General features: G+C 55.3%; 17 protein-coding genes. 4 read left to right on the forward strand and 13 right to left on the reverse strand.

The window, feature by feature from the left end:
- Positions 1-15 precede the first annotated feature (15 nt).
- The 4 genes from AC1RR7_RS05600 to AC1RR7_RS05615 all read left to right on the forward strand — a co-directional run bounded on the left by AC1RR7_RS05600 (position 16) and on the right by AC1RR7_RS05615 (position 3,974).
- On the forward strand, positions 16-1,116 hold the full coding sequence (locus AC1RR7_RS05600) for an alkene reductase (RefSeq protein WP_493156555.1): 1,101 nt from the start codon (positions 16-18) through the stop codon (positions 1,114-1,116).
- A 51-nt stretch (positions 1,117-1,167) separates the two neighbouring features.
- Positions 1,168-1,956, forward strand: coding sequence for an SDR family NAD(P)-dependent oxidoreductase (locus AC1RR7_RS05605; RefSeq protein ID WP_493156557.1), 789 nt, complete (start codon positions 1,168-1,170; stop codon positions 1,954-1,956).
- Positions 1,957-2,038: 82 nt separating this feature from the next.
- Positions 2,039-2,908 carry an alpha/beta fold hydrolase gene (locus tag AC1RR7_RS05610; protein ID WP_493156975.1) on the forward strand — a complete coding sequence of 290 codons (870 nt, stop codon included), beginning with the start codon at positions 2,039-2,041 and terminating at the stop codon, positions 2,906-2,908.
- 67 nt (positions 2,909-2,975) lie between these two features.
- Positions 2,976-3,974, forward strand: a complete 999-nt coding sequence (locus AC1RR7_RS05615; RefSeq protein WP_493156977.1) for an NADP-dependent oxidoreductase — start codon at positions 2,976-2,978, stop codon at positions 3,972-3,974.
- Positions 3,975-4,397: 423 nt separating this feature from the next.
- On the opposite strand, the gene AC1RR7_RS05620 is transcribed toward AC1RR7_RS05615, so the two are convergent.
- The 13 genes from AC1RR7_RS05620 to AC1RR7_RS05680 form a co-directional block, all read right to left on the reverse strand.
- Positions 4,398-5,774: a GntP family permease gene (locus AC1RR7_RS05620; protein ID WP_493156559.1), complete on the reverse strand. Its 1,377-nt coding sequence runs from the start codon at positions 5,772-5,774 to the stop codon at positions 4,398-4,400.
- A 90-nt stretch (positions 5,775-5,864) separates the two neighbouring features.
- Positions 5,865-6,695: an amidohydrolase family protein gene (locus tag AC1RR7_RS05625; protein WP_493156561.1), complete on the reverse strand. Its 831-nt coding sequence runs from the start codon at positions 6,693-6,695 to the stop codon at positions 5,865-5,867.
- A gap of 28 nt (positions 6,696-6,723) precedes the next feature.
- Positions 6,724-8,013 carry an MFS transporter gene (locus tag AC1RR7_RS05630; protein ID WP_493156563.1) on the reverse strand — a complete coding sequence of 430 codons (1,290 nt, stop codon included), beginning with the start codon at positions 8,011-8,013 and terminating at the stop codon, positions 6,724-6,726.
- Between the two features lie 133 nt (positions 8,014-8,146).
- Positions 8,147-8,878, reverse strand: a complete 732-nt coding sequence (locus tag AC1RR7_RS05635; RefSeq protein ID WP_096820453.1) for a GntR family transcriptional regulator — start codon at positions 8,876-8,878, stop codon at positions 8,147-8,149.
- Between the two features lie 301 nt (positions 8,879-9,179).
- Complete coding sequence (locus AC1RR7_RS05640) at positions 9,180-10,025, reverse strand: DUF4435 domain-containing protein (protein ID WP_493156565.1); 846 nt, start codon at positions 10,023-10,025, stop codon at positions 9,180-9,182.
- Between the two features lie 5 nt (positions 10,026-10,030).
- Positions 10,031-11,377 (reverse strand): AAA family ATPase, encoded by a 1,347-nt coding sequence (locus tag AC1RR7_RS05645; protein ID WP_493156566.1) that lies wholly within the window; start codon positions 11,375-11,377, stop codon positions 10,031-10,033.
- A gap of 473 nt (positions 11,378-11,850) precedes the next feature.
- Positions 11,851-14,457: an AAA family ATPase gene (locus AC1RR7_RS05650; RefSeq protein ID WP_493156568.1), complete on the reverse strand. Its 2,607-nt coding sequence runs from the start codon at positions 14,455-14,457 to the stop codon at positions 11,851-11,853.
- A gap of 701 nt (positions 14,458-15,158) precedes the next feature.
- Complete coding sequence (locus AC1RR7_RS05655; RefSeq protein ID WP_077572604.1) at positions 15,159-15,422, reverse strand: PAAR domain-containing protein; 264 nt, start codon at positions 15,420-15,422, stop codon at positions 15,159-15,161.
- Positions 15,423-15,456: 34 nt separating this feature from the next.
- Positions 15,457-15,798, reverse strand: a complete 342-nt coding sequence (locus tag AC1RR7_RS05660) for an immunity protein Imm33 domain-containing protein (RefSeq protein ID WP_493156570.1) — start codon at positions 15,796-15,798, stop codon at positions 15,457-15,459.
- A 57-nt stretch (positions 15,799-15,855) separates the two neighbouring features.
- Entirely contained in the window at positions 15,856-16,341 is a 486-nt protein-coding gene (locus tag AC1RR7_RS05665) for a DUF4265 domain-containing protein (protein ID WP_493156572.1), read from the reverse strand.
- 165 nt (positions 16,342-16,506) lie between these two features.
- Positions 16,507-17,013: a DUF4265 domain-containing protein gene (locus AC1RR7_RS05670; RefSeq protein WP_493156574.1), complete on the reverse strand. Its 507-nt coding sequence runs from the start codon at positions 17,011-17,013 to the stop codon at positions 16,507-16,509.
- A gap of 11 nt (positions 17,014-17,024) precedes the next feature.
- Positions 17,025-21,632, reverse strand: coding sequence for an RHS repeat-associated core domain-containing protein (locus tag AC1RR7_RS05675; protein WP_493156577.1), 4,608 nt, complete (start codon positions 21,630-21,632; stop codon positions 17,025-17,027).
- Positions 21,629-24,535 (reverse strand): type VI secretion system Vgr family protein, encoded by a 2,907-nt coding sequence (locus AC1RR7_RS05680; RefSeq protein WP_493156579.1) that lies wholly within the window; start codon positions 24,533-24,535, stop codon positions 21,629-21,631. The genes AC1RR7_RS05675 and AC1RR7_RS05680 overlap by 4 nt, the downstream gene beginning before the upstream one ends.
- Positions 24,536-24,589: the final 54 nt, after the last annotated feature.

Genomic DNA, 24,589 nt, shown 5'->3' on the forward strand with positions numbered 1-24,589 from the left:
CGGAAGAAACTCCAGATGACCAATCAGAACCTGTTCACCCCTTACACCCTCGGTAGCCTCGCGCTGTCGAATCGCGTCGTTCTCGCACCGCTGACACGCAACCGCGCGGGCCAAGGCTTTGTCCCCAGCGAATTCGCGGCCGCCTATTACAGCCAGCGCGCCAGCGCCGGCTTGCTGATCAGCGAAGCTACACAGGTTTCTCGACAGGGTCAGGGTTATCAGGACACACCCGGGATCTATACGCAGGCGCAGATCGATGGCTGGCGCACAGTCACCGATGCCGTCCACGCCAAGGGCGGAAAAATATTCCTGCAACTGTGGCATGTCGGACGCGTCTCACACGTTGATCTGCAAGAAAACGGCGCCGCCCCCGTGGCCCCTTCTGCACTGCGTGCCGCTACCAAAGTGTTCGTCAACAACCGCTTTGAAGACGTCTCCGAGCCTCGCGCGCTGGACATCAGCGAACTGCCGGGGATCGTCGCTGATTTTCGCCAGGCCGCGACTAACGCAGTCGCCGCCGGCTTCGATGGCGTAGAGATTCACGGTGCAAACGGCTACTTGCTGGATCAGTTCCTCAAGGACAGTGCCAATCTGCGTACCGATGCTTACGGCGGTTCGATTGAAAATCGTGCGCGTCTGTTGCTCGAGGTGACGGCGGCCGTCATCAATGAAATTGGCGCGGATCGCACCGGTGTGCGCTTGTCTCCGGTGTCACCAGCCAATGGCGTTTCCAGCAGTGATCCCCAAACGCAATTCGATTACGTCGTCGAGCAACTCGACGCCCTCGATGTGGTTTATCTGCACGTTGTCGAAGGCGCGACCGGTGGCCCGCGCGACGTGGCGCCCTTCGATTTCGGCGTTCTGCGCCAGCGTTTCAAAAATACCTATATCGCCAACAACGGCTATGACCTGGACCTGGCGACTGCGAGGCTCGCCGAAGACCAGGCCGATCTGATCGCCTTCGGTCGTCCCTTCATTGGCAACCCGGATCTGGTGGAGCGCCTCAAACGTGGTGCGCCGCTGTCCGCGTTCAATCCCGCCACCCTCTATGGCGGCGGCGCGGCAGGTTACATCGACTACCCGACGCTGGCTGAATCGAGCGCTAACGCAAGCTGAGTAAGCAGTGAACGCGCTTTCTGTTTCTCACATCATGAAAGAGAGATACCCATGAGCACTCGCCCTACTGTTCTGATCACTGGCGCCTCCACCGGCATTGGCGCTGTCTACGCCGCGCGCTTCGCGCAACGCGGCCACGACCTGGTACTGGTCGCCCGCGATCAGGCTCGCCTGGACGCGCTTGCAGCGCGCTTGCGCAGCGAACTCGACGTTGCCGTCGAGGTGATTCAGGCGGACCTGACCCAACTCGGCGATCTGACCACCGTTGAAAGCCGCCTGCGCGACGACGCCCGTATCGGCATTCTCGTCAATAACGCCGGCGCCGCGCTGTCCGGTCGCTTCGTCGATCAAAGCACCGACAGCGTTGCGCAACTGGTCGCCCTCAACACCACGGCGCTGGTGCGGCTCGCCAGCGCCATCGCCCCACGCCTGGCCAAGGCAGGCGACGGCGCAATCATCAACATTGGTTCGGTGGTGGGCCTGGCGCCGGAGTTCGGCATGACGGTCTACGGTGCGACCAAGGCATTCGTGCTGTTCCTTTCCCAGGGCCTGAGCCTGGAACTTTCGCCTCAGGGCGTCTACGTGCAGGCCGTGTTGCCCGCCGCCACCCGCACGGAGATCTGGGATCGCTCCGGTATCGACATCAACACCTTGAACGAAATCATGGAAGTGGACGATCTGGTGGATGCCGCACTGGTCGGTTTCGATCGTCGCGAACCTGTGACCATCCCGCCGCTGCAAGAAGCGGAGCGCTGGGATGACCTGCAGGGCGCACGACAGGGTCTGCTGGGGCAAATCCGCCAGTCTACGGTTGCCCAGCGCTACCAGACTCCACAGTGATTTTTTGGTAGCGAGCATTCGCGCCGGATTCGATGCAGGCGCATGGCACTGCATCGAATCCATCCCGCTGTCTGGAGTAACAATGAATTCAACGCAGACAAACTCCCCCTCGGGTTCGCCGCCGTCGTTCATCAACGCGGCGAACCAGTCGATCACGGTCAACGGCATTCCCTTCGCCTACCGCGACTCCGGGCCAGCAACCGGTGTGCCCCTCGTATTGTTCAACCATTGGGGCGCGGTGCTGGACAACTTCGACCCCGCGATCATCGATGGCCTGGCACAAACCAGACGCGTCATTACCACCGACTATCGCGGCATCGGCGGTTCTGCTGGAACCGCGCCACTGACGGTTGGTGAAATGGCCGACGATGCCATCCAACTGATCCAGGCGCTGGGACTGGAAACCGTTGATGTGCTCGGTTTTTCCCTCGGCGGCTTCGTCGCTCAGGACATAGCCCTGAAGGCGCCTGATTTGGTGCGCCGCTTGATTCTGACCGGTACTGGACCGGCCGGCGGCACCGGTATCGACAAGGTCGGCACGGTGTCGTGGCCATTGATCCTCAAAGGCTTGCTGACCCTGCGCGATCCCAAGTTCTACCTTTTCTTCACTTCGACGGCCAATGGACGACGGTCCGCCTCGCAGTATTTACGACGCCTCAAGGCACGCAAGAAAAAACGCGACAAGGGCCCGACGCCCCGTGCTTTCCTGCGGCAGTTGGAAGCCATCACCGCGTGGGGCAAACAACCGCGGCAAGAGCTCGGACGCTTGCGGACGCAGACGCTGATCGTCAACGGCGACAACGACATCATGGTGCCCAGCGTTAACTCGTTTGATCTGGCCAAGCGTATCCCCAACGCACAGTTGGTGATTTATGAGGACGCCGGGCACGGCGGTATTTTCCAGCATCACGCTGACTTTGTGGTCAAGGCGCAGGCGTTCCTCGATGCTTGACCACGTCACGCAGCAACACCGCAACGCACCGGCTACCCTCCTTACAACCAGCAAGAGCCGCACCACGATGAAAGCATTTCTAATTGATCGCTATGGCAAGAACCCCGGGCGCATTGGTGAAGCGCCCGCCCCCGCAGTCGGTGCCCACGACGTCTTGATCGAGGTACATGCCAGCAGTGTCAACGTGCTGGATTCGAAGATCAGCAAAGGCGACTTCAAGCTGATCCTGCCCTACTCCTTTCCATTGATATTGGGCAATGACCTGGCGGGGGTTGTGGTTGAAGTCGGCCCGGAAGTGACGCGCTTCAAGCCGGGTGACGAGGTGTACGCTCGCCCGCCGGAAGCACGGATCGGCACGTTCGCTGAGTTGATAGCCATGAGCGAGAACGCGATTGCACTGAAACCTGCCAATACCAGCATGGCGCAAGCCGCGTCCCTGCCCTTGGTAACACTGACTGCCTGGCAAGTGCTGGTCGACACCGCTCGCCTGCAAAAGGGCCAGAAGGTGCTGATCCACGCTGGCTCCGGCGGCGTCGGCACCGTTGCCCTCCAGCTCGCCAAACACCTCGGTGCGTTTGTCGCGACAACCACCAGCACCGCAAATGTCGAATGGGTCAAGGCGTTGGGGGCTGATGTGGTCATAGACTACAAACAGCAGAACTTCGAAGATGTCTTATACGACTATGACGTGGTGTTGAACAGCCTCGGCGCCGATGTTCTGGAGAAGTCGCTGAAGGTGCTCAAGCGTGGCGGACAGCTGATTTCTATCTCCGGGCCACCCACCGTGCAATTCGCTAAGGAGCAAGGTTTGTCTTGGCCGTTGCAGCAAGTCATGCGCCTTTTGAGTCTGGGTATTCGGCGCAAGGCACGCAAAAAGGACATCAGCTACACGTTCGTATTCATGCGCGCAAACGGCGCCCAGTTGCAACATATCGCCAAGCTGGTGGAGGCCGGCATGATCGAACCGGTGATTGACCGCGCCTTCGCTTTTGAATCAACTGCAGAGGCTCTGAAATACGTCGAACAGGGACGCGCCAAGGGCAAAGTCGTTGTTTCGATCAGATGACTACGCTGCATTGCGATGAGTCGATTGAAGAGCCTGGGTAAAGTTCAGCAATCCCGCATTCGTCCTCCGGGTTAACCGAGGTAAGTGAAGCAGCATTGCAGGAACAGAAGACACAGCAAACTACCGTCATGCCTTTCGCGCCGCCAGTGATCCTCTGGCGCCGTTTGATGCTTGAGCAATAGATAACTGGTTGCGTGGAAAAAGCGCGAGTATGGATTGCTTTGACTATTTCTAATGGCAGTGCGTTATTTGTGATGCGAAAGAATCTGGTCTTTGATTACAGCCGAAGGGAAGCGGGTGAAAGGTGCTGCTTTCGGCCAAAAACGGTCGGTAAGGTACTGCGCGAGTCCAATCCGCTGCAACTGCCGCGCCTGATCGACGGCCAATAAGGGCGGCGTCCTGATTTGACGCCGCCTCAGGTCATTACACGACCACGTTCAACAGCAACACCACAATCAAACCGACCACGGCGACGATCGATTGCACCACCGAAATAGTCTTGGTGGCTTCGCCCATCGTCATGCCGAAGGATTCCTTCACCATCCAGAAACCTGCATGGTTGGCGTAGTTGAAGAACAACGAGCCGCAGCCAATGGACAAGGCCAGCAGCGGCAGGTTGAGGCTGGGATCAGCACCGGCAAGCGGCGCCAGCAAGCCGGCAGCCCCCACGATACCTACCGTGGCGGAACCGGTAGATACCGAAAGCAACATGGCGATCAACCAACCGAGGATCAGCGGAGGGAACGCCGACTGCTGAGTCAGGTGCACAATCGCATCGCCCACCTTGGCGCTGGTCAGCAGTTCCTGAAAGGCACCTCCGCCGGCGATGATCATGATGATCGAGGCGATTGGCTTGAGGCTCTTGCCCAGCGAGTCGCGCAATTGCCCCGCATCGCCGCCGCGCGCGAGTACCAGACTGGCCCCGGCGAACAGCACGCCCAGCAGCATCGCTATCAGCGGATTGCCGAGGAAACCGGCCATTTTCAGCAGCGCATTGTCCTTGGCCAATACCATCTCAGCGACGGCATGGATCAGCATCAGGATCGCCGGCAGCAAGGCTGCCAGCACGCCAAGGTATACGCTGGGGCTTGGTTTATCGTTGGCTTTTTCAGCCAGGGTGAACTGATCCAGCAACACCTGATCGGGCCGAGTGCTCATGCGCGGGGAAATGAATGCGCCATACAGTGGACCGCCTAAAATCATGGCCGGAATAGCCGCCAGGAAACCATAGAGCATGGTCGGCCCGACCGAGGTTTTCAGCGCGGCGATGGCCGTCAACGGGCCAGGGTGCGGCGGGACCATACCGTGCATGGTGGCCAGTGCGGCAATCACCGGAACGCCCACATAGACATACGCTGAACCCTTGAAACGCGCCTGACTTTCCAGCTTGCGCGCCACGCTGAAGATCAGCGGCAGCATGATCACCAGGCCAACCTCGAAAAACATCGGAATGCCAATCACAAACGCGACCATCATCATCGCCCACGGAATCATCCGATCCGACGTGCGCTTGAGGATGACCGCAGCAATCTGCTCGGTGACGCCGGCGTCAGCAAGAATTTTGCCGAGCATCGCCCCCAGCGCGATGACCACCCCCACTGCCCCCAGTGTCTTGCCGGCGCCGATGACCAAGTGGGAGACGATGCCATCTGGCTCCATACCGGTTGCAAAGCCTACGCCGACGGAAACTACCAGCAAAGCCAGCAGCGGGTGCATTTTGAGGCGCGAGACGATCAGCGCTACCAGCACCAGGACGCTGATCAATGCGGTCAGTAACAGATCTATATCTAAGGGAGTCATGAAAGGTTCTCGGTTGGGCTGGTGCCCAAATTCTTGTAAGTGGGTGAGATGAATGGCATCTGCAACGGCTAAGCTTCAGCGTTCGACTTCCTAAAAACCGAATAACCTTCGAGGCGCTTGCACCAGCAGCGAGTCGCTGGCTTGCGCCGAAAGTTCCAAGGCTTGCAACTGGTCGACGACGGTGACGAAACCGATGCTTTGCTCATGCTGCGTATGCGGCCAGTCGCTGCCCCATACCAACTGATGCAGGCCGAAGCTTTGTTCCAGCAACGGTAATGCCCTTCGAGCGAAGTCAATGTTCTGTTGTGGCGTACCTCTCAAACGATAGATTCCCGATACCTTGATCCAGATCGAACCTTTCGATCCGGCCTCAAGCAACTCGCCAAACCCGGGCTGATCGAGACCCGCATTCGCGTCCGGCCGCCCAAAGTGATCGATCACCAACTTCACGCCGAACGGCGTCAATTGCTGGATCAGGCCCGGCAGATCCTTGACTTCCCTGTGCAACTCGACATGCCAGTCGAGATCAGCGATATCGCTGAAAAACCCTTGCCAGGCACTGTCACGAAAATCAGGTAACGCCTTGCCGATCAGGTTCAAGCGCACGCCGACCACGCCCAGTCGAGCCATGTCATTCAAGGTAGAACGACTGACGCGTGGCTCCAGCACCACCACACCGCGCAACTGCTGCGGCGCTTGCTTCAACGCCGCCAATAGGTAGCTATTGTCGGTGCCAAGGAAACTTGGTTGCACCAATACACCGTGACTCAGACCATGCGTTTGCAAATGCTCAAGGTACTGGTCAAGCGTGGCGTCGTACTCAGGGGTGTAGCGCCGTGCACCGATCAGATGCAGATCACGGTTGAACACATGGGCATGGGAGTCGATGCCGGTGATCGACTTGGGGCGGGTATCTGACATGGGTTTTATCTACTGAAGGTTAGGATCATCACGCCCGAGCACGTTGATTGCCGTTGATACCGGCCTTAACGGAGGTGGCATTGGCTTGAAGGTCCCTGCCCCGGGTTTCAGGCAGGCAAAGTGCCGCAAGCACCGCCACGCCATAGGCGATCCCGGCATCGATACCAATCGCCGAACCCAGCGACATGGAGTCACTCATGTGCCCGACCAGGAATGGAAATACAGCGGACAGCACCCGGCCAAAGTTGTAGCAAAAGCCAACGCCGGCGCCGCGTACATCGGCAGGGTAAAGTTCGTTGAAGAGCGCTCCCAGACTGGCCGGAATACCGGCGGCGAAGAACCCCAACGGGAACCCCAGGAACAGCATCTGCGTATTGGTCAGCGGCAAAAATACGTAGCACTGCACCGTGACCACGCAACACAAGGCAAACAGCACAATGTTTTTACGACGGCCAATGCGATCGATCAAATAGCCACTGGCCACACAACCACACCAGAAGGCGATGATGATCACCGCCAGATAGCCGCCCGAGTTCAGCACAGACAGATTGCGCTCGGTCTTGAGGAAGGTCGGCAACCAGGTCATTACCGCGTGATAGCCACCGTGCGCGCCCAGTCCCAGCAGCCCGCCAAACAGGGTCACTCGAATCAGTTCCGGGCGAAAAATGCCGGCGAGCGACTTGAAGAAACTCTGCGGGATGGCGTTGTCTTTTTGCAGACGCTGGAAGCTGTCCGGCTCCTCAACGTTACGACGCACCCAGATGATCAGGAACGACGGCAGCAACCCAACAAGGAACATCACACGCCAGGCCATGTCCTGTGGTACCCAGGTATAGATCAGCGTGAACACCCCGACCGCCAGGCCCCAACCCACCGCCCAGGCACTTTGCACAGTGCCCATGACCTTGCCGCGATAGTGCGGATTGATCGTCTCGGCCATCAGCACCGCGCCGGCCGCCCACTCCCCGCCAATCCCGAAACCCTGCAGCGCTTTGACCACCAACAGCTGATTGAACCCCGTGATGAAGGCCGAGAGAAAGGTGAAAAAAGAGAACCACAAAATCATCAACTGCAACGTGCGCACACGGCCATAGCGGTCAGACAACGTCCCACCCACCCAGCCACCGAGTGCCGAGGTGACGAGGGTAACGCCGCTGATCAATCCGGCATCGCCCTTTGTCAGCGCGAAAGCGGCGATCAGCGCCGGAATCGCCAGACCGAACATTTGTACTTCCAACGCGTCGAGCGACCATCCGCCGAAGCAGGCCCAAAACGTTTTGCGCTCCCGAGGAGTAACTTGGCGATACCAGCTGAACATGATTCTTATCCTTATAGGTGTTACGCAAGGCAGCCGACAGCCAACCGCACCGCGACAGGGTCAGCTTTGGCAAACAAACAGAAATCGGGCGGCGATCTAGCCGCCGCAGAACGCTCCGCTACGCAGGCAGACGTCAGCGAATATCCACGCTGTAGCGGAAGTGCTCCGCGTGGCCGCGCGAGCGACGCCATTCCAGCGGGCTACCCGCGTAATCGCGGGCCAGACGCTCGATCACGATCACCGGACTGTTGACCGCTACCTGGAGCAATCGGGCATGCACGTCATTCACCGATTCAGCGGTCAGCGTTTCTTCGGCCGATGCAACAACCTGTCCGCACACTTCTTCGTAGATCGGATACAGCAGCGGCCCTTCGCGACTGAGGTCGATCTCCAGCAGCGCCTGAAACCGCTGGCGGGGCAACCAGATTTCTTCGGCGAGCACCGGCTTAACATCGAGCAGACGCACACGGACAATACGAATGACCGGCGCATCGGCGGGCAACCCCAGTGCTTGCGCTACGGCCGAAGGTGCGGCAACGGGCTCGATCGAGAGGATGCGACTCTCCGGGACCTGGCGCTCACCGGAAACAGTCTGGAATCGGAAGAAACGGAACAATGAGGATTGAAACTGCGCCCGGCGAATAAACGTCCCTCGCCCTTGCTGACGCTCCAGAATGCCCTCAATGACCAACGCATCAATCGCTTTGCGCACCGTGCCGGTGGACAGTTGGTATTCCGCAGACAGCGCCGCTTCAGTAGGGATCGCCTCCCCCGGACGCCAGCGATTATTGGCGATCTGCTCAGCCAATTGGTCACGCAGGCGTTGGTACAGCGGCAGTCGGGCATCACTGGATAAAGAATTCATCGACTTTATTCACCTTGTTATCTAGTCATCTATATGAATCTTGCGGCGAGTATTTGCCCAGATAACTTGCCTGTCAAGGAGGGGCTTTTCGTCCTGCTGACGAATGGCTGCCCCACTGCCCTTCTCATAGACATGCGGGTTTTCGCCGGCAATGTCAGATTCTGGCCGAATGCGGACGGTCAGGAGTGACAGCTATCGGCCAGAAGCAGTCATTTGTCGTCGAAAAAAATGAGGGCAATGTACGCTTTAGAATATCAGGCGTACAGAATAAAAAGGCCTCTCAAAGAGGCCCGGTTGAAAATCAAACATTTGCGACGTAATTTTTTGAATCTTCAATATTTGCTAAATCGCAACTCAAAGCCAAGCGGAGCTTGATATTTATATTTGGAGCTCGAGTACAGGTAAGTTTTCTAATTCTCATAAGCAATAAAGGCAAAGTATAGTCTTTCGCAGAGACAAAAGTACAAAACGCATTTGGATTGTTTAAGGCAAAAGATTCAATACGACTTCGATGGCGCTGGTACTCATCGATGCCTATTCTTTCAACTGTCGCATCAACAATTTCTTTCTTTCTGTTCGCAATTTTTTGGGGGTCAACATCCCCTGAGTTAGATGAAACAAGATTTGATATATCAAACGCTACCGTTTGAATGCTTGGACAGGCTGAAAATGCCACCCCATAGTCAATAAAAAGATCTATAAGAAGGCTTGAGTTTTTACTCACCCAACCTTGATAGTCGAAAGCCTCAATCAGAGCTTCTTTCGAAAGCATAGCATTTTCTTCGTTTATCAACCTAAGTATAGCTTCTTCATCAATCAACAGATTCTCCACGCAATAGTACGGCAAAGTATATAAGCCAGTACGGTTCTGTGTGTTTTGATTAATAAGGTGCAGATCTCCATCCACAATATACAAAGTGGGTCGTTTAATCTCAGCCAAGTGCTGTTCGTACTCCGCAATTACAGCCCCTCTAGAACCGAGAGGAAATACATTGGAAACTTTATAAACTCCAGAAAACACTCTGGAAAACAACTCCATAAATATTTTTTCGTACCCAAAGGCTGTATCCTCGACAAATATATCAATGTCATTGTACTCTTCGAAGAATACCGACTTTGCCGATCTGGCCGATAAACTACGCTCCATGTTTATCACCTGCACTTAATGGATTTGTTTTTATTTTGACCCAATATTTCAGGCGAGTGTGTAGCCATTATGAATTGAGATCCTGGGCTGATTCCCAAAATGGTGTCAGCAAATTTTTCCTGCCACCTCAGATGCAATGATAGCTCTGGCTCATCGATAATGAACACGGCTGCGGAATCGCTGTTTCGATTAAAGAAAGCATGCGCAAATATCACCAAAAGCTGTCGTTCTCCTGAAGACAAACTCTCTATAGTGCACTTCACTCCATCAGGTCGTTCTATTACTAATTGTCCGACCGTATCAACAGCTAAATACTTGTTGGAGTCGTTATAGAATTTATTAATTGTAGTCAAAAATGAGTTTATAGGCTTGAAGACTCTGTCGATCTTTGACTTGTGCTCATCTATGATCTCAACAACTTTGGTGATTCGTTCAATTTGAGCCTTGTTAGTCAAGAGCTCAATATTGAATTTTTCTTTGGATTTTTGCATATCTTCAAAAAGACGGGAAAGTCTATCAAAGAAGGTATCAACTTCAGTACTGAGACGCTTGTCATTTATGCCTATCTTAGAAAGAGCGTCCTTAATCTCAGTCTTACGCTGCAAAACACGACCCTTTTCCAACCAAGGGTTTTTGTCATCAAAATCTGCATCGTTTGAGTAATCAAATTCCGTATATTGAAATGCGGATAGCAGGATACTGTCCCTTAATCTTATAGAATACGTTTCCTCTGCACGCCGCATTCTTCTATAGGCGTCCTGAACCAGAAGCTCAGTTTCCATCAGGCTTACGCCGAGCGAACCGCGAATTAATCTTCTTGCTCTTATAGACCGAGCGCTCTGAGCGTGTGTAGCACGATCTCTTTCGTAGTAATAACCACCTGACTCAACGGGAATATCTTCCCTTTTCCTGTCCAAGCCTAAAAAAACGGGGGATAGAATCGATGATATCGCGCGAACAACAGGGTGGTCTGTATTTCTCCGATTGATCTCGTCTACTAAATCTTCTTTACCTTTATTTTTTGGAGAAAACAAATCCTGTTCTATTTCGGAGTAGCTTTCAAGAATTAATGAGGATTCAACATTTGATATAGTTAGGGAAATATTGTTTTCTATGCTTCTGGCTTCAATTGTAATCGTTTCGTGCTTATCTAAAACGGTTAATTTTATCTTTCCAAAAGGTATAAATAGCAACTCACCAAAGTTCGGCACTAGCAATGCATTAATTAATTTTAATGCGGTTGTTTTTCCTGACCCATTACCTCCTGTTATAAAGCTTATGTCTGAATTGAATTCCATCTCAAAGTCAAGATAGCCATATACTCGTTGAGCGTGAAAGTTTTTTATAATCATATACCGTCCCTTATTTGTCTTTCCTATTATCCTTGGAGCTTTTTAATTAGTATCTGAGTGGCACCTGAAAGAACACTAGGTCATTTAGACTTTTATGTCTATTCAAAAAGCATGGCCACTTGCCAATGCGATGAATGCATGGCCGCTATGACTCACCTCTTCCATGAAAAATTCATTTTCAACATGGAGGACCTTCACCGGATTTCATTTCATACCAGACTAGTAACCCTTTTCTTACTAGAGAGTACCAGTCATCTAATTCGATCCCTCTGTGGACGTCGACAAACAGCTGCCTCACGCTGATTCACTTAGCCGAGATGTGGGGCTTTCGCATCAACTCCTTCTGCAATCGGCTCGGATCTGGAAAGCCATATCGAATGGTTGCTTTGGGCCGGACCGTCCACTTCCGGCCATTTAGCGGACGCTCACAAGCGACCCCCATTGGGACCGAGCAGTCGGCGTTTCAATGTGGGTCAGGCCACTCGCTTCGAGTACCCCTCTATCCAGTCCGAAAGCGATCGCATATCTGTTTCGAGCTGGGCGAGTTCGGGGGGGACCGCTGGCAGATCGTCTGCCTGAGAATGCTCATACACAGAGTATCGTGTCATCAAGTCGTCTATCAGATCACAATCCTCCTGAGTGATGTTACTTAGCTGCCTCAGTAGCCCTTTGGTCATCACTTCCCTGCGGAATCGCAGAACGACACTGTTCAGCATTACCACCTCAACAGTGCGCTCCACGATGATTCTGAAGTCACTGCAAACACTCTTGGCGAGGAGGTCGTAGCTTTCAGCATCGCCCTCTGCCTGGTGTCTCTTGAGTTGGGCTAAGTTCTCATTAAGTAGCTTGTTGATAGCCGGCTTCGGTTTTGAGTCTCGAGCGCTTTGTCCCGTCAGAATCCCGGATGTTTTGTCGAGACGTCGAAGTGTCTGAACGTTAAAGATGATGTCTTGTATATCTGGATGCTCCTTCACTTTCTTTACTGCGGATTCCAGAAGTGTCACCAGCGAAAGTCTGTGGGTGAAGATGATGACCTGGCGGGACTGCGCCAAATCTACAAGGCGTGCGACAACTCGCTCCTCAAAATCTTGATCGAGTGAGGAAATCGGGTCGTCGAAAATAAAGGGAGCTACTTGATTGGACCCAGTAATATCAGCTAGGAATGCAGCCAACGCTACAACTCTTGTCTCGCCCTCACTGAGAATTTGCTCTGGTGGGCGGGCTCCTTTCGCGCCAACGAGTGTCAGTCCGAATGTGGTCCTGCCTTTACCGACTGTTTTGCTTTGAGGGGCTACAGGCAACCTCGAGCCACCTAATAGTTTCAGTTCGGAGGCGAAGCGAGTTTGATATCCTGCCTCCACCTCGGATTTCGCCAACTCGTTGTTCTTGATAGTAAGCGTGTTAGTTGCAGCAAGCCGGATGGCTTTCCCGTACTGGTCAACAGCCAACAACCGGTCCCGTTCGGCAACGACTGCAAGTTTGTTTTGCGACAGCCATTGCAGAGCCTTCAGCTTACGGAGTTGTGCCTCCATTTGCTGTCGTTTGCCGTCTTGAGAAAGCTCGTTCAACGACTTTTCTTCGCCACCTAACTGCTCTGTTACTTCTGCCAGTGCTTGATCTACTAGTGACCAGTCGAATAGGGTCACATTTTCGATTTTTTCAGCGGTCTCAAGATCGGAGCGTCTTTTCACCAGAGTCTTATGCAGATCGATGGCCTGCTGTTGATCCAGTTTGATCAGGGCCATATGAGCTAACCAGTCCTGTTCCTTCGGTGATTGGGGTAAGGCCTGTACAAAGCCCTTATGTTTGTCTTCTGCCTGTTTTGCGCTTAACTCCAAACCTTCGGTAACAAATTGCTCAAAGTGGGTCAACCGATGGCCAGCATCCTCATTGAGCTCTTGCTGGCAGAGCACACACCTTGCCTGCTCACCCACAACAGGAAATGGTTGGCCAGGGTAAGCATGATTTTGAGAAAACAATCGAGCTTGGGCCCATAACTGTTGCCACACCGCTTCGCCGACTCCTTCGAGGGGAGTTTCGGAAAAAAGTTGTTGAGCAAATTTCTGGGCCGCATGCCGCTTGCCCTTTGCATCAGCGTTGGCACTTACGATGATCTGCGCTGTTTCGTTGGATAGCTTATCCTTCAGTTGGCTCATAGCTAGCCGAACTGTTGCCAACCCCTGCTTTTCTTTCGTGATTGATGCCAGTCGCCCCGCCACGTCTTTCTGGGCCAGCGCACCTTCTGTGATAATCCGCTCAGCATCGTGCTCGGGAGCGTACGTACAGAATCTGTCGATGACGGCATCAGTCGTCGCAGGCTTAATACTCGCAAGCCACTTACGCTCCTCAGTGATTTCCAAGTCCGCTGGGAATTGTGGCAATACGCTCAGCAATGCATTCTTCGATGCGGTGAGGTACTGATTAACCTTGTCTGACACGGCGATCAATGACGCCACGAATTTCATTTGGCTTGGCTCATAGCTGGCCTCGTTTTTACCCATGTATTGGGTGGCCGTTCTGGAGTCAAAAATCTGGGCGTGACGAAGTAAAGGATCTGCACCCTGTGTCAGCGTCCATTCAATAGTTCCTTTCTTTTCTCCTGCCGATACTTGGAAATTAGCCTTGCAGGCCTCAGGTTCTTCAATGAAGACGTTAGGGTGAATTTCGTCTTTTGACCTTGAGCCACATGCCTGTTTCAGGAGCCGTGCATATCCGCTTTTTCCTGAACCATTTTGACCGTAGAACACTGTGATGTTGCCTGAGCCAAATGGTAATGCTGCGCCTGATTTGATCGCATTCAACCCGTAGACATCTGAGATCCCTTCTATGCGTATGGCAGGACGACTGGCGGCAAGTGCCAACGAGCCGGGCGATACGGTGCAGAAGCCTGGGTCCTCTTCCTTCTTCGATTCAATCATGCACAGCCGGGCAAGCTCTTTGACCTGGTCGTCTGTTGGTGGCTTCTTGGTCTCGATTAGGTTCTTGGCAGCTGTCTGTAACCATCGGCTTCTTTCGCCGATCCAAATTTCAAAATCGTCGGCAACGGGAGCGTCTAGCCCATTCAAATCTGGTACGGCCATTGAGATCTCTCCTTGAAGAAACCGCGGACGAACCGAGTATAGGCCAATAGTGGCGAATTGCTTTTGGTGCGGTTTGACCAGAAGTCCGTAAGCGTTCGCCAGTAATAATCGGAAAGGGAAAGACTTTACTTTTAGCCGTTAGTGGCCACTTGGGAGCGTCCGCTTTTGGCCGAAAGCAGCCGTTCGCTAAAGCCTGTCGCCTCCCTCGCCACTCCGCCGCGACCTGATAACTGTATATAAATACAGCGCACAGCAAGACGCTCCCGTGGACTCTTCCGACATCGAAAACACTTAATACTGGCTTCGCTGCCCGACGCCCCTCGAAAGCTTCCGGAAGCAGCCGGAAGCAGCCGGAAGCAGCCGGAAGCAGCTCAGGCTATACGAAAATGAATTCGAGGAACTGAACCGGCAGCTTCTCCAAGAACGGGAACGAATATTTAAATTGGTTGAGATGCACACCGAAGATGTTCTTCATCGGGATGGGGATGGCAACTTTGCGTGAATAGGCAGCAAAAAACGCCCTGCTCCGCCGCTCGGTTTTTTGAACGCTAACATCGTGGGCATGATCGATGATTTTCGTTAAGCAGGCACAAGCCAAACTCAGAGAGTTGCTCTGTGATGCAGGAGAGGCACATCGCCAACTCGGAATGAGACGGTCAGTCGCATACCGAGGCAATGGGTCCAAAAATGAGATCAGGTAATCAACTGATCACTGCGCCTTTCGGGCCGCTTGCAATCAGCGCAGCACCGCAGGCGGTTTTCATGCCGTCGAGGGCGATGGGCGTGCCATCGACGGTGTAGGTGCTGCTGCCCTCGGCAATCGGGAAAATCCCCTTGCACAACGGGCAACTGACCTTGTGACCGACACCGGCAATCGGCTTGCCGTTAAGATCGGTCTGAGAAAAGGCTTCGAGCACCTTGCCACCGTGGGTGGTGGAGTCGCCCAAGCGAATGGCGTCTTTCATGTTGTCACTCCTTTGACTAGTAAGTTGGATGCCGCTACTCGGCCATCCAGACGTCTTCATACCCGCCAGTGTCGATAATGAATTTTGCGCCGGTGGGCAGGCACAGATAATTCACCACTTGCGGCAGTATTTCGTCTAAATGGTGAGCATGAAGGGGCTTGTAGAAATCATGCGCTTTTGAATACTCACCGCAGTGTATGAACCAACTCACAGTCCCTCCTTCGGGCAGCTCAACTCTGCTGCCATAAATAGGGGACCGGCCTAGAGTCTGCAGGGCTACGGCAACCATGACCTCAGGCGCAAGCACCGCCATTCCGTACTTCTCACAAATATTTATCTGAAGTTGATTCGGACGAAACTCCATACGTTCGTTCATAGCAGCTCCCGAAAAATTCATTGCAACCCTAACTCGCCGGTTTACTGGCGAGAACCTCTAGCTATCTAGCCACCAATTAAGCAGAGTTTCGTCCTCTACATCATCGATATTTTTGTAGATGTTAGCGTAGTACCATTGAACCCCGGTCTGTTCATGGAAGGCATTAAAAAATTTTGCAATCCTATCCATTCCATTTCTTGCGGGAATGGCTAATGACAAATTCCCTCTATATACGCCGTCCAAGGTACCGTTGAGCTCGTTCGCGACATCCGCCTCAAGTGTCTTAAGCCGCTCTGGCGAAATGTGTTTGGAGTAGATATGGATACAAAAATTGCCCCCTCTCTTCAAGACCTCAGCGTGTGTTTGAGGATTTTTCAATGAAACTATATCTCCTCTTGCCAGATTCAAAGCCAAGCCAGGGGAAAACAGAAGCTCATACGTAAGCTCATCAATTTTGCGAGCCGGCAGCTCTTCAAATACCGGACCTTTTGAGTTTTTTCCGGCATACACACGAATAATTTCTGTTGATTGCTCATCGAGCATAGGGTACTCCAGAACTCCCACGCTCAACACACGAAACCCCTTGTTTGAGATGGCCACCTTTTTACTGGGAACAGACTACGCTTCATTAATTATACAAGCGCAGCCCACCTCCGAAAACTTTCTTTATCCCGACCTGTCTCCATGATCCAATTTAGGGTTACTCAATCAATGAGCTAGTAGTGGTAAAGAGGCCAATGACAGACACTCCCCTATACGAGATGAATCAATATGTGAGTGCTGCAGACAAGCATCCTCATATGCAATATTTTCCCCATCAGCAATATCAGACAAATATTTGTCGATCGCGAAAAAATCACAATCTGAGGGAATATCCACTGCAAACAGCGACATTTCCTGACTAACTGAACACGAAGCACCCAACTGATGAAGATGAGCGATTATTTTACTTTTCTCTTCAGTATCACTGGCAAAAACTCTGACAGTCGAATGGCCACCCCGTTTTGCGACACGCACAGCTATCATCTCATCGCCACTGGACTTTACCTGCACGAAATCTCCCTTACTCACGCCATAAACGTAATAGGGAGTATTGTCTAAGATATAGGTACCATCACCGACATAGACGCCCCAAATCGACTCAGCGGATACAGGAGGATAATCATCCTCGTCAGGCGTTAGTTCAAAGACAATCTTGTGAAAAATATCGTTCATATTTTATACGCTCAAGGTGGGGAGCCGCCTAGACGGTTGAGTGTTTTGTAATCCGGCTTGATTGAATCTGAAGCTTCGCGATTACAACGGCGACATAGAATCTGGGTATTACCCTCATCGTTTGCACCTCCCAATGAATCAGGTTGGATATGATCGAATTGTCGTTCATTCGGTGGCGGAGTTACACCCCTCTGGCTCTTTTGACCAGGAACTACTGTGACCAAGCACTTCTCACATGATTCCACTCCGTGAAATTGCTTGTTCTCGATAGCTACCTTGGTTTTCACCGACTTAGGAATACGCGCTAGACCTAATGGGTCGATCCATTGCACGGGATTTGGTGCATATTCGTAGGCGTTCAATCCCCCTGCGAGACCGATCGGATCTTGATTTATAAAACGTCCGACCAAAGGATCGTAATAACGATATCTATTGTAATGCAGGCCTGTCTCATGATCGTGATACTGCCCCTGGAACCGTATCGGGTTCATCACATCATGCTGCCGCGCCCACTCCGAACGCTGCTCCGTCACCTGTCCCCAAGCCTTGTATTGCGCGGTCCAGGCCATGTTGCCTTGCGAGTCCGTCAATTCCTGCGGCGTGCCGAGGTGATCACATTGGTACCAGGCCAGCGCATCAAACGGTAATGCCGTTGCCTTGTGATTCCACACAGGATCTTCATCAAGGCTGTATTCACCGCTGTAATCCGGCAAACCGATCAGCTCGATTGGCGCATGCCGTACAGCCTGAGCGATCGGGACGAAGGTGTCTGGCTCGAAGACATAATGAACCGTGCGACCCGGCTCACCATCGCTCTGCTCCGGGCTGCTTTCCCAAGCGAGGTTGTCGCCATCCCAACCGTACAAGGTGAAGCCGCAGCCGAGTTCGCGCTGTTTACGAGCGTGCTCGTTTTTGTTCCAAAGGGAACCTGCTTCCGGACGCTGCTTGTAGTGCGCACGAGAGTTTTTGTGCAGGCGACGTCCCAGAGCGTCGTAGGCGAAATCTACGCTCAGACGCGGGTCTTCAAAATGCACCAATCGATCAAACAGATCCCAACGCAGATCGCTGCGTTGGCCGTTGTGCCAGCGCTGGATCTGGTTGCCGCGTTCGTCGTAGTCGTAATGCGTGCCGACATATTCGCGCAGCAGGTTGTCGACCAGTTTGCTGCGCTGTGGCGTCAGACCCAGTGGTCGGCGAATTTCTGTCTCCTTGTCGTCGAGCAGGTTGCCGGCCGGGTCGAAGGCAAAGGTTTCCACGCCTTGACGAGTCACGGCGCTGAGCAGTCGACCAACAGGATCGTAGCGATAGGCGAGTGGGCCGCGGCGGCTGTCGTTGATGTTAGTCAGTTGACCGGCCGCGTCGTAGGAGTATTCGCGTTTGAGCAGCGTGGATTTGTCGTCCCTGCGTCCCAGCAATTGCTCCTGCAAGCGACCAACCGGATCCCAGCTTTGGGTTTGCACCAGGTGGTTGCCTTGATGGCGGGCGACTTCGCGGTGCAGGTCGTCGCGCTCGTAGCCAACCAGTTCATGATCGTCCAGTCGTAGACCCAGCAAGTGGCCACTGCCGTAGGTCAACCAACTGACACGGTGGCCATCTGGACGGGTCGTGGCAATACACTGGTTTAGTACGTCGTATTCGTGCCGCCAGACCGCGACCATCGGGCTGTCCAACCCCAGATAGTGTTGGTGCTCGCGCAGAATATTTCCTGCCGGATCATAAAACCATTGCAGGCGGCTGTCGGCGTTGTTGGCCAGCACCATGTTGCCGTTGCCATCGTAGGCGAAGGTTTCGCTTTGCGACTGGTCACCCAAGGTGGCGCGACGCTCGGTCAAGCGGCCCATCGGGTCGAAGCTCAACGAGATTACGCGTTGGCCATTGATCGATTGGGCCAGGCGACCCGTCAGAGGGTCGTACTGATAACGCGTGCTGCGCCCGTCAAAGCCGCGTTCTTCCAGCAGGCGTCCGACCGGATCGTAGTGAAAGTGCGCGCGTTGTTCGTTTTCGTTTTCCAGGGCCGTCAGCCGTCCGAGACGGTCCCAACGATAGCGCAGTGTTTGTTCCGCGGCGTCGACACGCTCGGTGATCAAACCGGCAGCGCTGTAGCTCCACGTGGTGCAGCGATCGAGACCGTCGGCATACGCCAATAACCGACCTTCGGCGTCGTGTTCGAAGCGCTCTTCGGTCTTGTCCGGGTGCTTGATCAACACCAGTTGGCCGGCCTTGTATTCGTATTCGGTGGCGTTGCCGGCGGCGTCGGTGAAGCAGATCATCTGCCCGAGTTCGTTGTAGTCCCAGGCGCTGGTTTTGCCCGAGCAATCGACGTACTCGACCAGTTGCCCGGCGTCGTTGTAGTCGAGGGTTTTTTCGTTGCCGTTGGCGTCCTTGATCGCGGTGGGCTGGCCGGATTTGTTGTAGGCGTATTCGGTTTTGTTGCCCAGCGGATCGAGCGCTTCGACCAGGTTGCCTTGGTCGTCATAGGCGCGTTGCCATTGCCCGCCCTCGGCGTCGCTGATCTTGATCAGCAGGTCCTGATCGTCGTAGGCGTAATGCATCACCGTGTGATCGGCGCGGATGTGTTCGAGCAGGTTGCTGCGTTCATCGTAGCTGTAGCGATCGGTGCTGCCGTCGGCATTGACGCGGCGCACGATGTTTTTGGCCTCGTCGCGGAAGAACCATTCCGAACGCTCATCCGCGTAACGAATGCGGTAGGTGTAGCCAAGGATGTCGTAGTAGTGCCAGGTCTCGTTGCCAAGGGCGTCGGTGACGTAGGTCAGACGAATGTTTTCGTCCCACTCCAGACGCGTGTCGAAGCTGCCGTCATCGGCCCATTCGCGGATGGCTTTGGCCTTGGCGCCGGGGCCGTCCCACTGCAGATTCATGCCGCGTCCGGTGCGGTCGGTGTAGCGGGTGATCAGGTGATGCTGGAACTGATACGACCAGACTGCGCCGTTCTCGTCCTGCGCTTGAATCAGGTCGCCATAGGCGTCGTATTGGTAGGCGCAAAGTTGTCGCAACGGTTCGCCGTCAACGATCTGCCAGAGGCCGATGAACCGGCCGTGGTCGTCGATCATTGTGCCGAGGTGAAGGTGGACCTTGCTGGTGTCGTTTTCCTGATAGGTGATCAGGTCCGAGAGCACCGATTGTTCGCCGTGCCGATGCTCGTAATGCAGCATGATCCCGGCGCCGTTGCGCAGCGAAATGTTGGTCAGCACAAAACGCTGGCCACGGCGGACGTAGGTTTCCTTGCGTTCGAAACCACGGCACAACAGCAACTGGTCTTCACCACTGCGAACCAGCGTGATGTTTTCGATGGCGTCGTAGTGAAACAGACCGAGTTTGGGCAGCGGATAGCTGTGGTCGCGGCCATCGGAGCCGTAAAACGTCAAGCCATCGTCCACGCAGTCAAACCGTGAGGTGAATTCGCTGACCCAGCGAGCGCCGATTTCGCTGTGATCGTAGGCGTCGAGGCGCGAGTTATAGGTGCGCGTCCACTCGACCGGGAATGGGCCAGGCAAGCTGAAATCGGTATGGCTGAGGCTTTCTGAACCCAAAGCAAAATTGATGCTGAAGCGCGTGCCGGTACACGGACATTTCTCTGGCTTGGGTGCGCCTTTCGCCGGAGCCTGTTTGCCGTCGGAGCCCAACTCACCCTCGGAAGCCGTGTGCTTGGCCTGACCGGTCTTTTCCGGGTGGACGGCGGCGTTCTGGCCATGGGCATTGCGCTTGCGCCACAACGTCACGGCGCTGGAAAGGATCAGCAGCAACCAACCGATGGAGTTCTGAACGGACTCATCGTCCAGCTTGCTCAATTGGGTGCGCAGTTCCGGGCCCATCGCCCGCAGTTTTTTGGTTTCGTCGGAAACGGTTTTTTTGAAGTCATCAGGGACGAGGTTTTGCGCCACGCTGTTGGCCAGGCCTTTACCTGCTGACTTCAGCGCACTGTTGGCAGCCCCAAACACATTACTGAAAGACGCCAGCGGATCATTCTTGAATTGGTCGGCCGCAGCGCTTGCCTGGGCGCTGGCTGCATTCAGATCACCTTTGGCATCCAGATTGCCAAACGCCACCGCTTCGATGCCTTTGGCAATTTCGTTAACGACTTCTTCGCCGAGCTTGCCAGCGTCCGCCAAAATACCGGGCAACTTGCCTTTAGCCTGTTCAACAAAATCATCCAGCGTGCCGATAATCGAGGCGTTCAGGTGACCGACCAGCACCTCGATCACGGAAGTGCTGAGCAACAACTTGCTGCTGGCTCTCATCTCCTGACGCACCAGAAACAGTGTCGGGCGCAGGGTCATGCGCGCCGCTGCCATCGACGGCGGCAAAGGCAATACGCCGATCAGGTTGATGCCAAGGCTGGCCCACGCGAGCAAGTCGCGCTGCTTGGCGTTCGACAGCGTGACGATGTCACCCAGCGCATCGACCAGCGCCATGATGTTGCCCACCACCGGCACAAAGCCCGCGTAGTTCTTGATTCGATCAAGAGTGACCACGCCATCAGTGGCGGATTGAAGCCAGGCATCAAAGGTCGCCGCACCGCTGGCGACATCCTGAATATCGATGGCATTCAGGGGAACAATGGCAACCTGAGGTTCACGTTTTACGATTTCAGTGGTCATGACAGCATCTCACCCGCCAACAGGTCCGGGGTTTTCAAGGAAGGCTTTGGCAGCGTTGGTGCGGGAAGCGTCGGCAATCGGCCGCCCTTGCTCGCGGCGCCGAGGATGCTCGACGCACTCGGCATCGCCGCGCTCGCCAGTTTCGGCAGTCCGGCCACTCCGCCCTGCACGGCGCCTTTCACCTGCTGCGCCGTTTGCATTGCGCCCTGCGCGGTCTGCATCGCACCCATCCCTGTTTGTGCCATTTCCTTGCCCTTCTCCAGCATGTCCCAGTTCTTGCTCGGCAACGCCTGCGCCACCATGGCCTGCACCTGACTCGGAATGTCTTCGGCACCCGGCGGATTCAACGGCCACTCCGGTTTGCCGATGTAACTGCCATCGCTCCAGGTGTCCGCCGGATCCTTGCCGAACAGCACGCGCGCCGGTCCCGGTGCAGCGCCAGCAACGCTGGCGAAACCCTTGGCGTCGAGCTTGCCCTTGATGCTCTTGCCCAGCGCATCAATGACTTCGTAATCGCCTTCCTTGATGCCCTGTCGCCCGGCGTACTGGTTGAACAGTTCGAGGTTGCCCTTGCCGGGTTTCGGCGGTTCCGGGAACACGCCGGCCAAGCTCTTGGCACCGGTGTAGGCAAAGTTCGCCGCATGGGCGGTGTACGGGCCGCTGGTAGCGTGGGTGATGCCACCAGCGTTGTAAGTCGTGGCACTGCCACCACCCTGGATCACCAACTCAGTCTTGGCGGTAATGGTGATGCGGTCGGCATTGGCAGTGATGTTGAGTTTGGCCAGCAGGTTGATGCTGTCCTTGAGCGCCTTGACGTCGATGTCGCCGGACGCCGCCACCAGCCGCCAACCCATGCTCTGCACGAACAGGCGCATGCCGCGACTGGCACTGGCCAGCAGGCGTTTGCCGATGGACAGGCTGGTGTGCCCGGTGCTGCTCAGCGCCAGATGTTCGCCGGTGGCGATGTGGCTGGAGCGCGGTGTGGTCAGGGCGATACCGGCCGGACTGGCGAGCACCAGATGCGGCTCGGTGAACTCGGGGAATTCGTTAGCGGTGAGGTTTGCCGGACCCGAGCCGAGCACGCCTTGGTGCTGGGCGTGCAAGGCCTTGGCCACGTCGTCCTGATCGCCGGCCTCCTGCGCTTGTAGCTCTTTGGCCTGCACCGCAAAACCATCTTGCTGATCGCTCGCGGTGGCCAGACGTTCGGCGGTTTCCGGCAGGTCCTTGTGGTGTTTCGATTCGTTCGGGCGCGGCTCGGTGGTGATCAGCAGGCCGGCACCGGCACGCACGGCGCCGTGGCGGTCGGTGCGCAGTTCAAAACCTTCGCCGCGTGGCTGGCCACCGCTCGGGCGCGGATGGGTCAGGTAACCGAGGTTGATCGCACTCGCACCGTGATCACTGCGCAGCGCGATGCTGATTTCGCTGGTGGTGTCGTCGATGCGCAGTTCGTTGGCGCGGCTGCCTTTGTATTCCTTGCTCTTGACCGTGGCCAGGGTCTTGAAATCCGGCAGTTTGTACGGCGGCAGGTTGGCGCCGTGGTACAGGCAACCGGTGATCAGCGGCTGGTCGGGATCGCCTTCGAGGAAGGTGATCAGCACCTCCATGCCGACCCGCGGAATGTTGATCGAGCCAAAGGTTTCAGCCGCCCAGCTGGAGGCCACGCGCATCCAGCAGGTGGTCTTGTCGTCGTGCTGGCCTTCGCGGTCCCAGAAGAACTGCACCTTCACCCGGCCGTACTGATCGCAGAAGATCTCTTCGCCTTCCGGCCCGGTGACCACGGCGCTTTGCGAACCGAGGACCTTGGGCTTCGGGTGATCCAGCGGCGGACGGTACGGCACGTCCCAGGGGATGGCGTTGAAACGGTTGCGATAGCCCTGATGGAAATCGTCTTTGTTGTCGGTGGTGTCGCTGGTCACCGACTCTTCCAGCACCTGCGGCTGTTTGCCTTCGTGGAAGATCTCGGTGAGCAGCCACAGGTCGTTCCACGTCGGGTTGGCGTGGTCGGTCAGGGCCAGAAAGTGCCCGGTGACCAGAATCGGTTGGTCGCTGTTGCCCTCGGCCAGGCGATAGTCGCTGCGGTGGCGCTCGAGGTTGCGGTTGGCCAGGTGCTTGCCGCGCTCGCGATCCACGAAACGGCCCGGGTAATCGTAGTCTTCCAGGTCCGGTTGGGCGCTGCTCTTGGCGTCACTTTCCAGCTCGATCTTCGGTTTGACGAAGTCGTAATCGCGCCGCGTGGTGCGGCTGGTGCGGGTCGCCAGGCGCAAGCCGAAACGCTTGACCACCGGTTTGTCCGCCACCAGCCCGGAGTCCTGCTGATAGGCCACGGGCGCGAGTTTCGGGAACACCGTCTGGTCATCGCCGAAGGTCAGTTTGTGGCCGCTGGACGTGTGCTGGAAGTGGTAGTGAATCCCCTCCTCTTCGCACAGGCGCTGGACGAAATGCAGGTCACTTTCGTCGTACTGCGTGCAGTAGACGCGCTCGGGATAGATCGCGCTGAGCTGGAAGTGGTAATCGCTGGCGAGGATGCCGTGTTCTTCCAGCACCTGGCTGATGATTTGCTGCACGGTCATCTGCTGGAAAATGCGCTGATTGAAACGGTGCGCGAGGTACGAAAGCTGCGGGCGCAGCGAGATCTTGTAGCGGGTCAGGCGCTTGCCCGCCTCGCCCTGGGCGATGCTGTAGATCAGCCCGTGAATCCCGGTGCCGCTCGGCGACAGCTGAAGAAACGCCAGTTTGTGCAGCAGGCTTTCGAGGTTGATCGAGGCCTTTTCGCTGACCAGTTCCAGCTCGAATTCGAAGGGCGTGTTGAGGGCTTCCCGACCGGTGAACGACAGCACCTGGAAATCGCTGTCCGCGCCATCGATGGTCAGGTTGAAATGAGCCTGGTTGGCCGGTGAGAACATTCCCTTGTCCCTCGTGCTGTGCTGCAGCGCACGCCAGATCGATAAGGATCTGAC

It is taken from the genome of Pseudomonas sp. GW821-FHT11G12 (genome assembly GCF_058808055.1).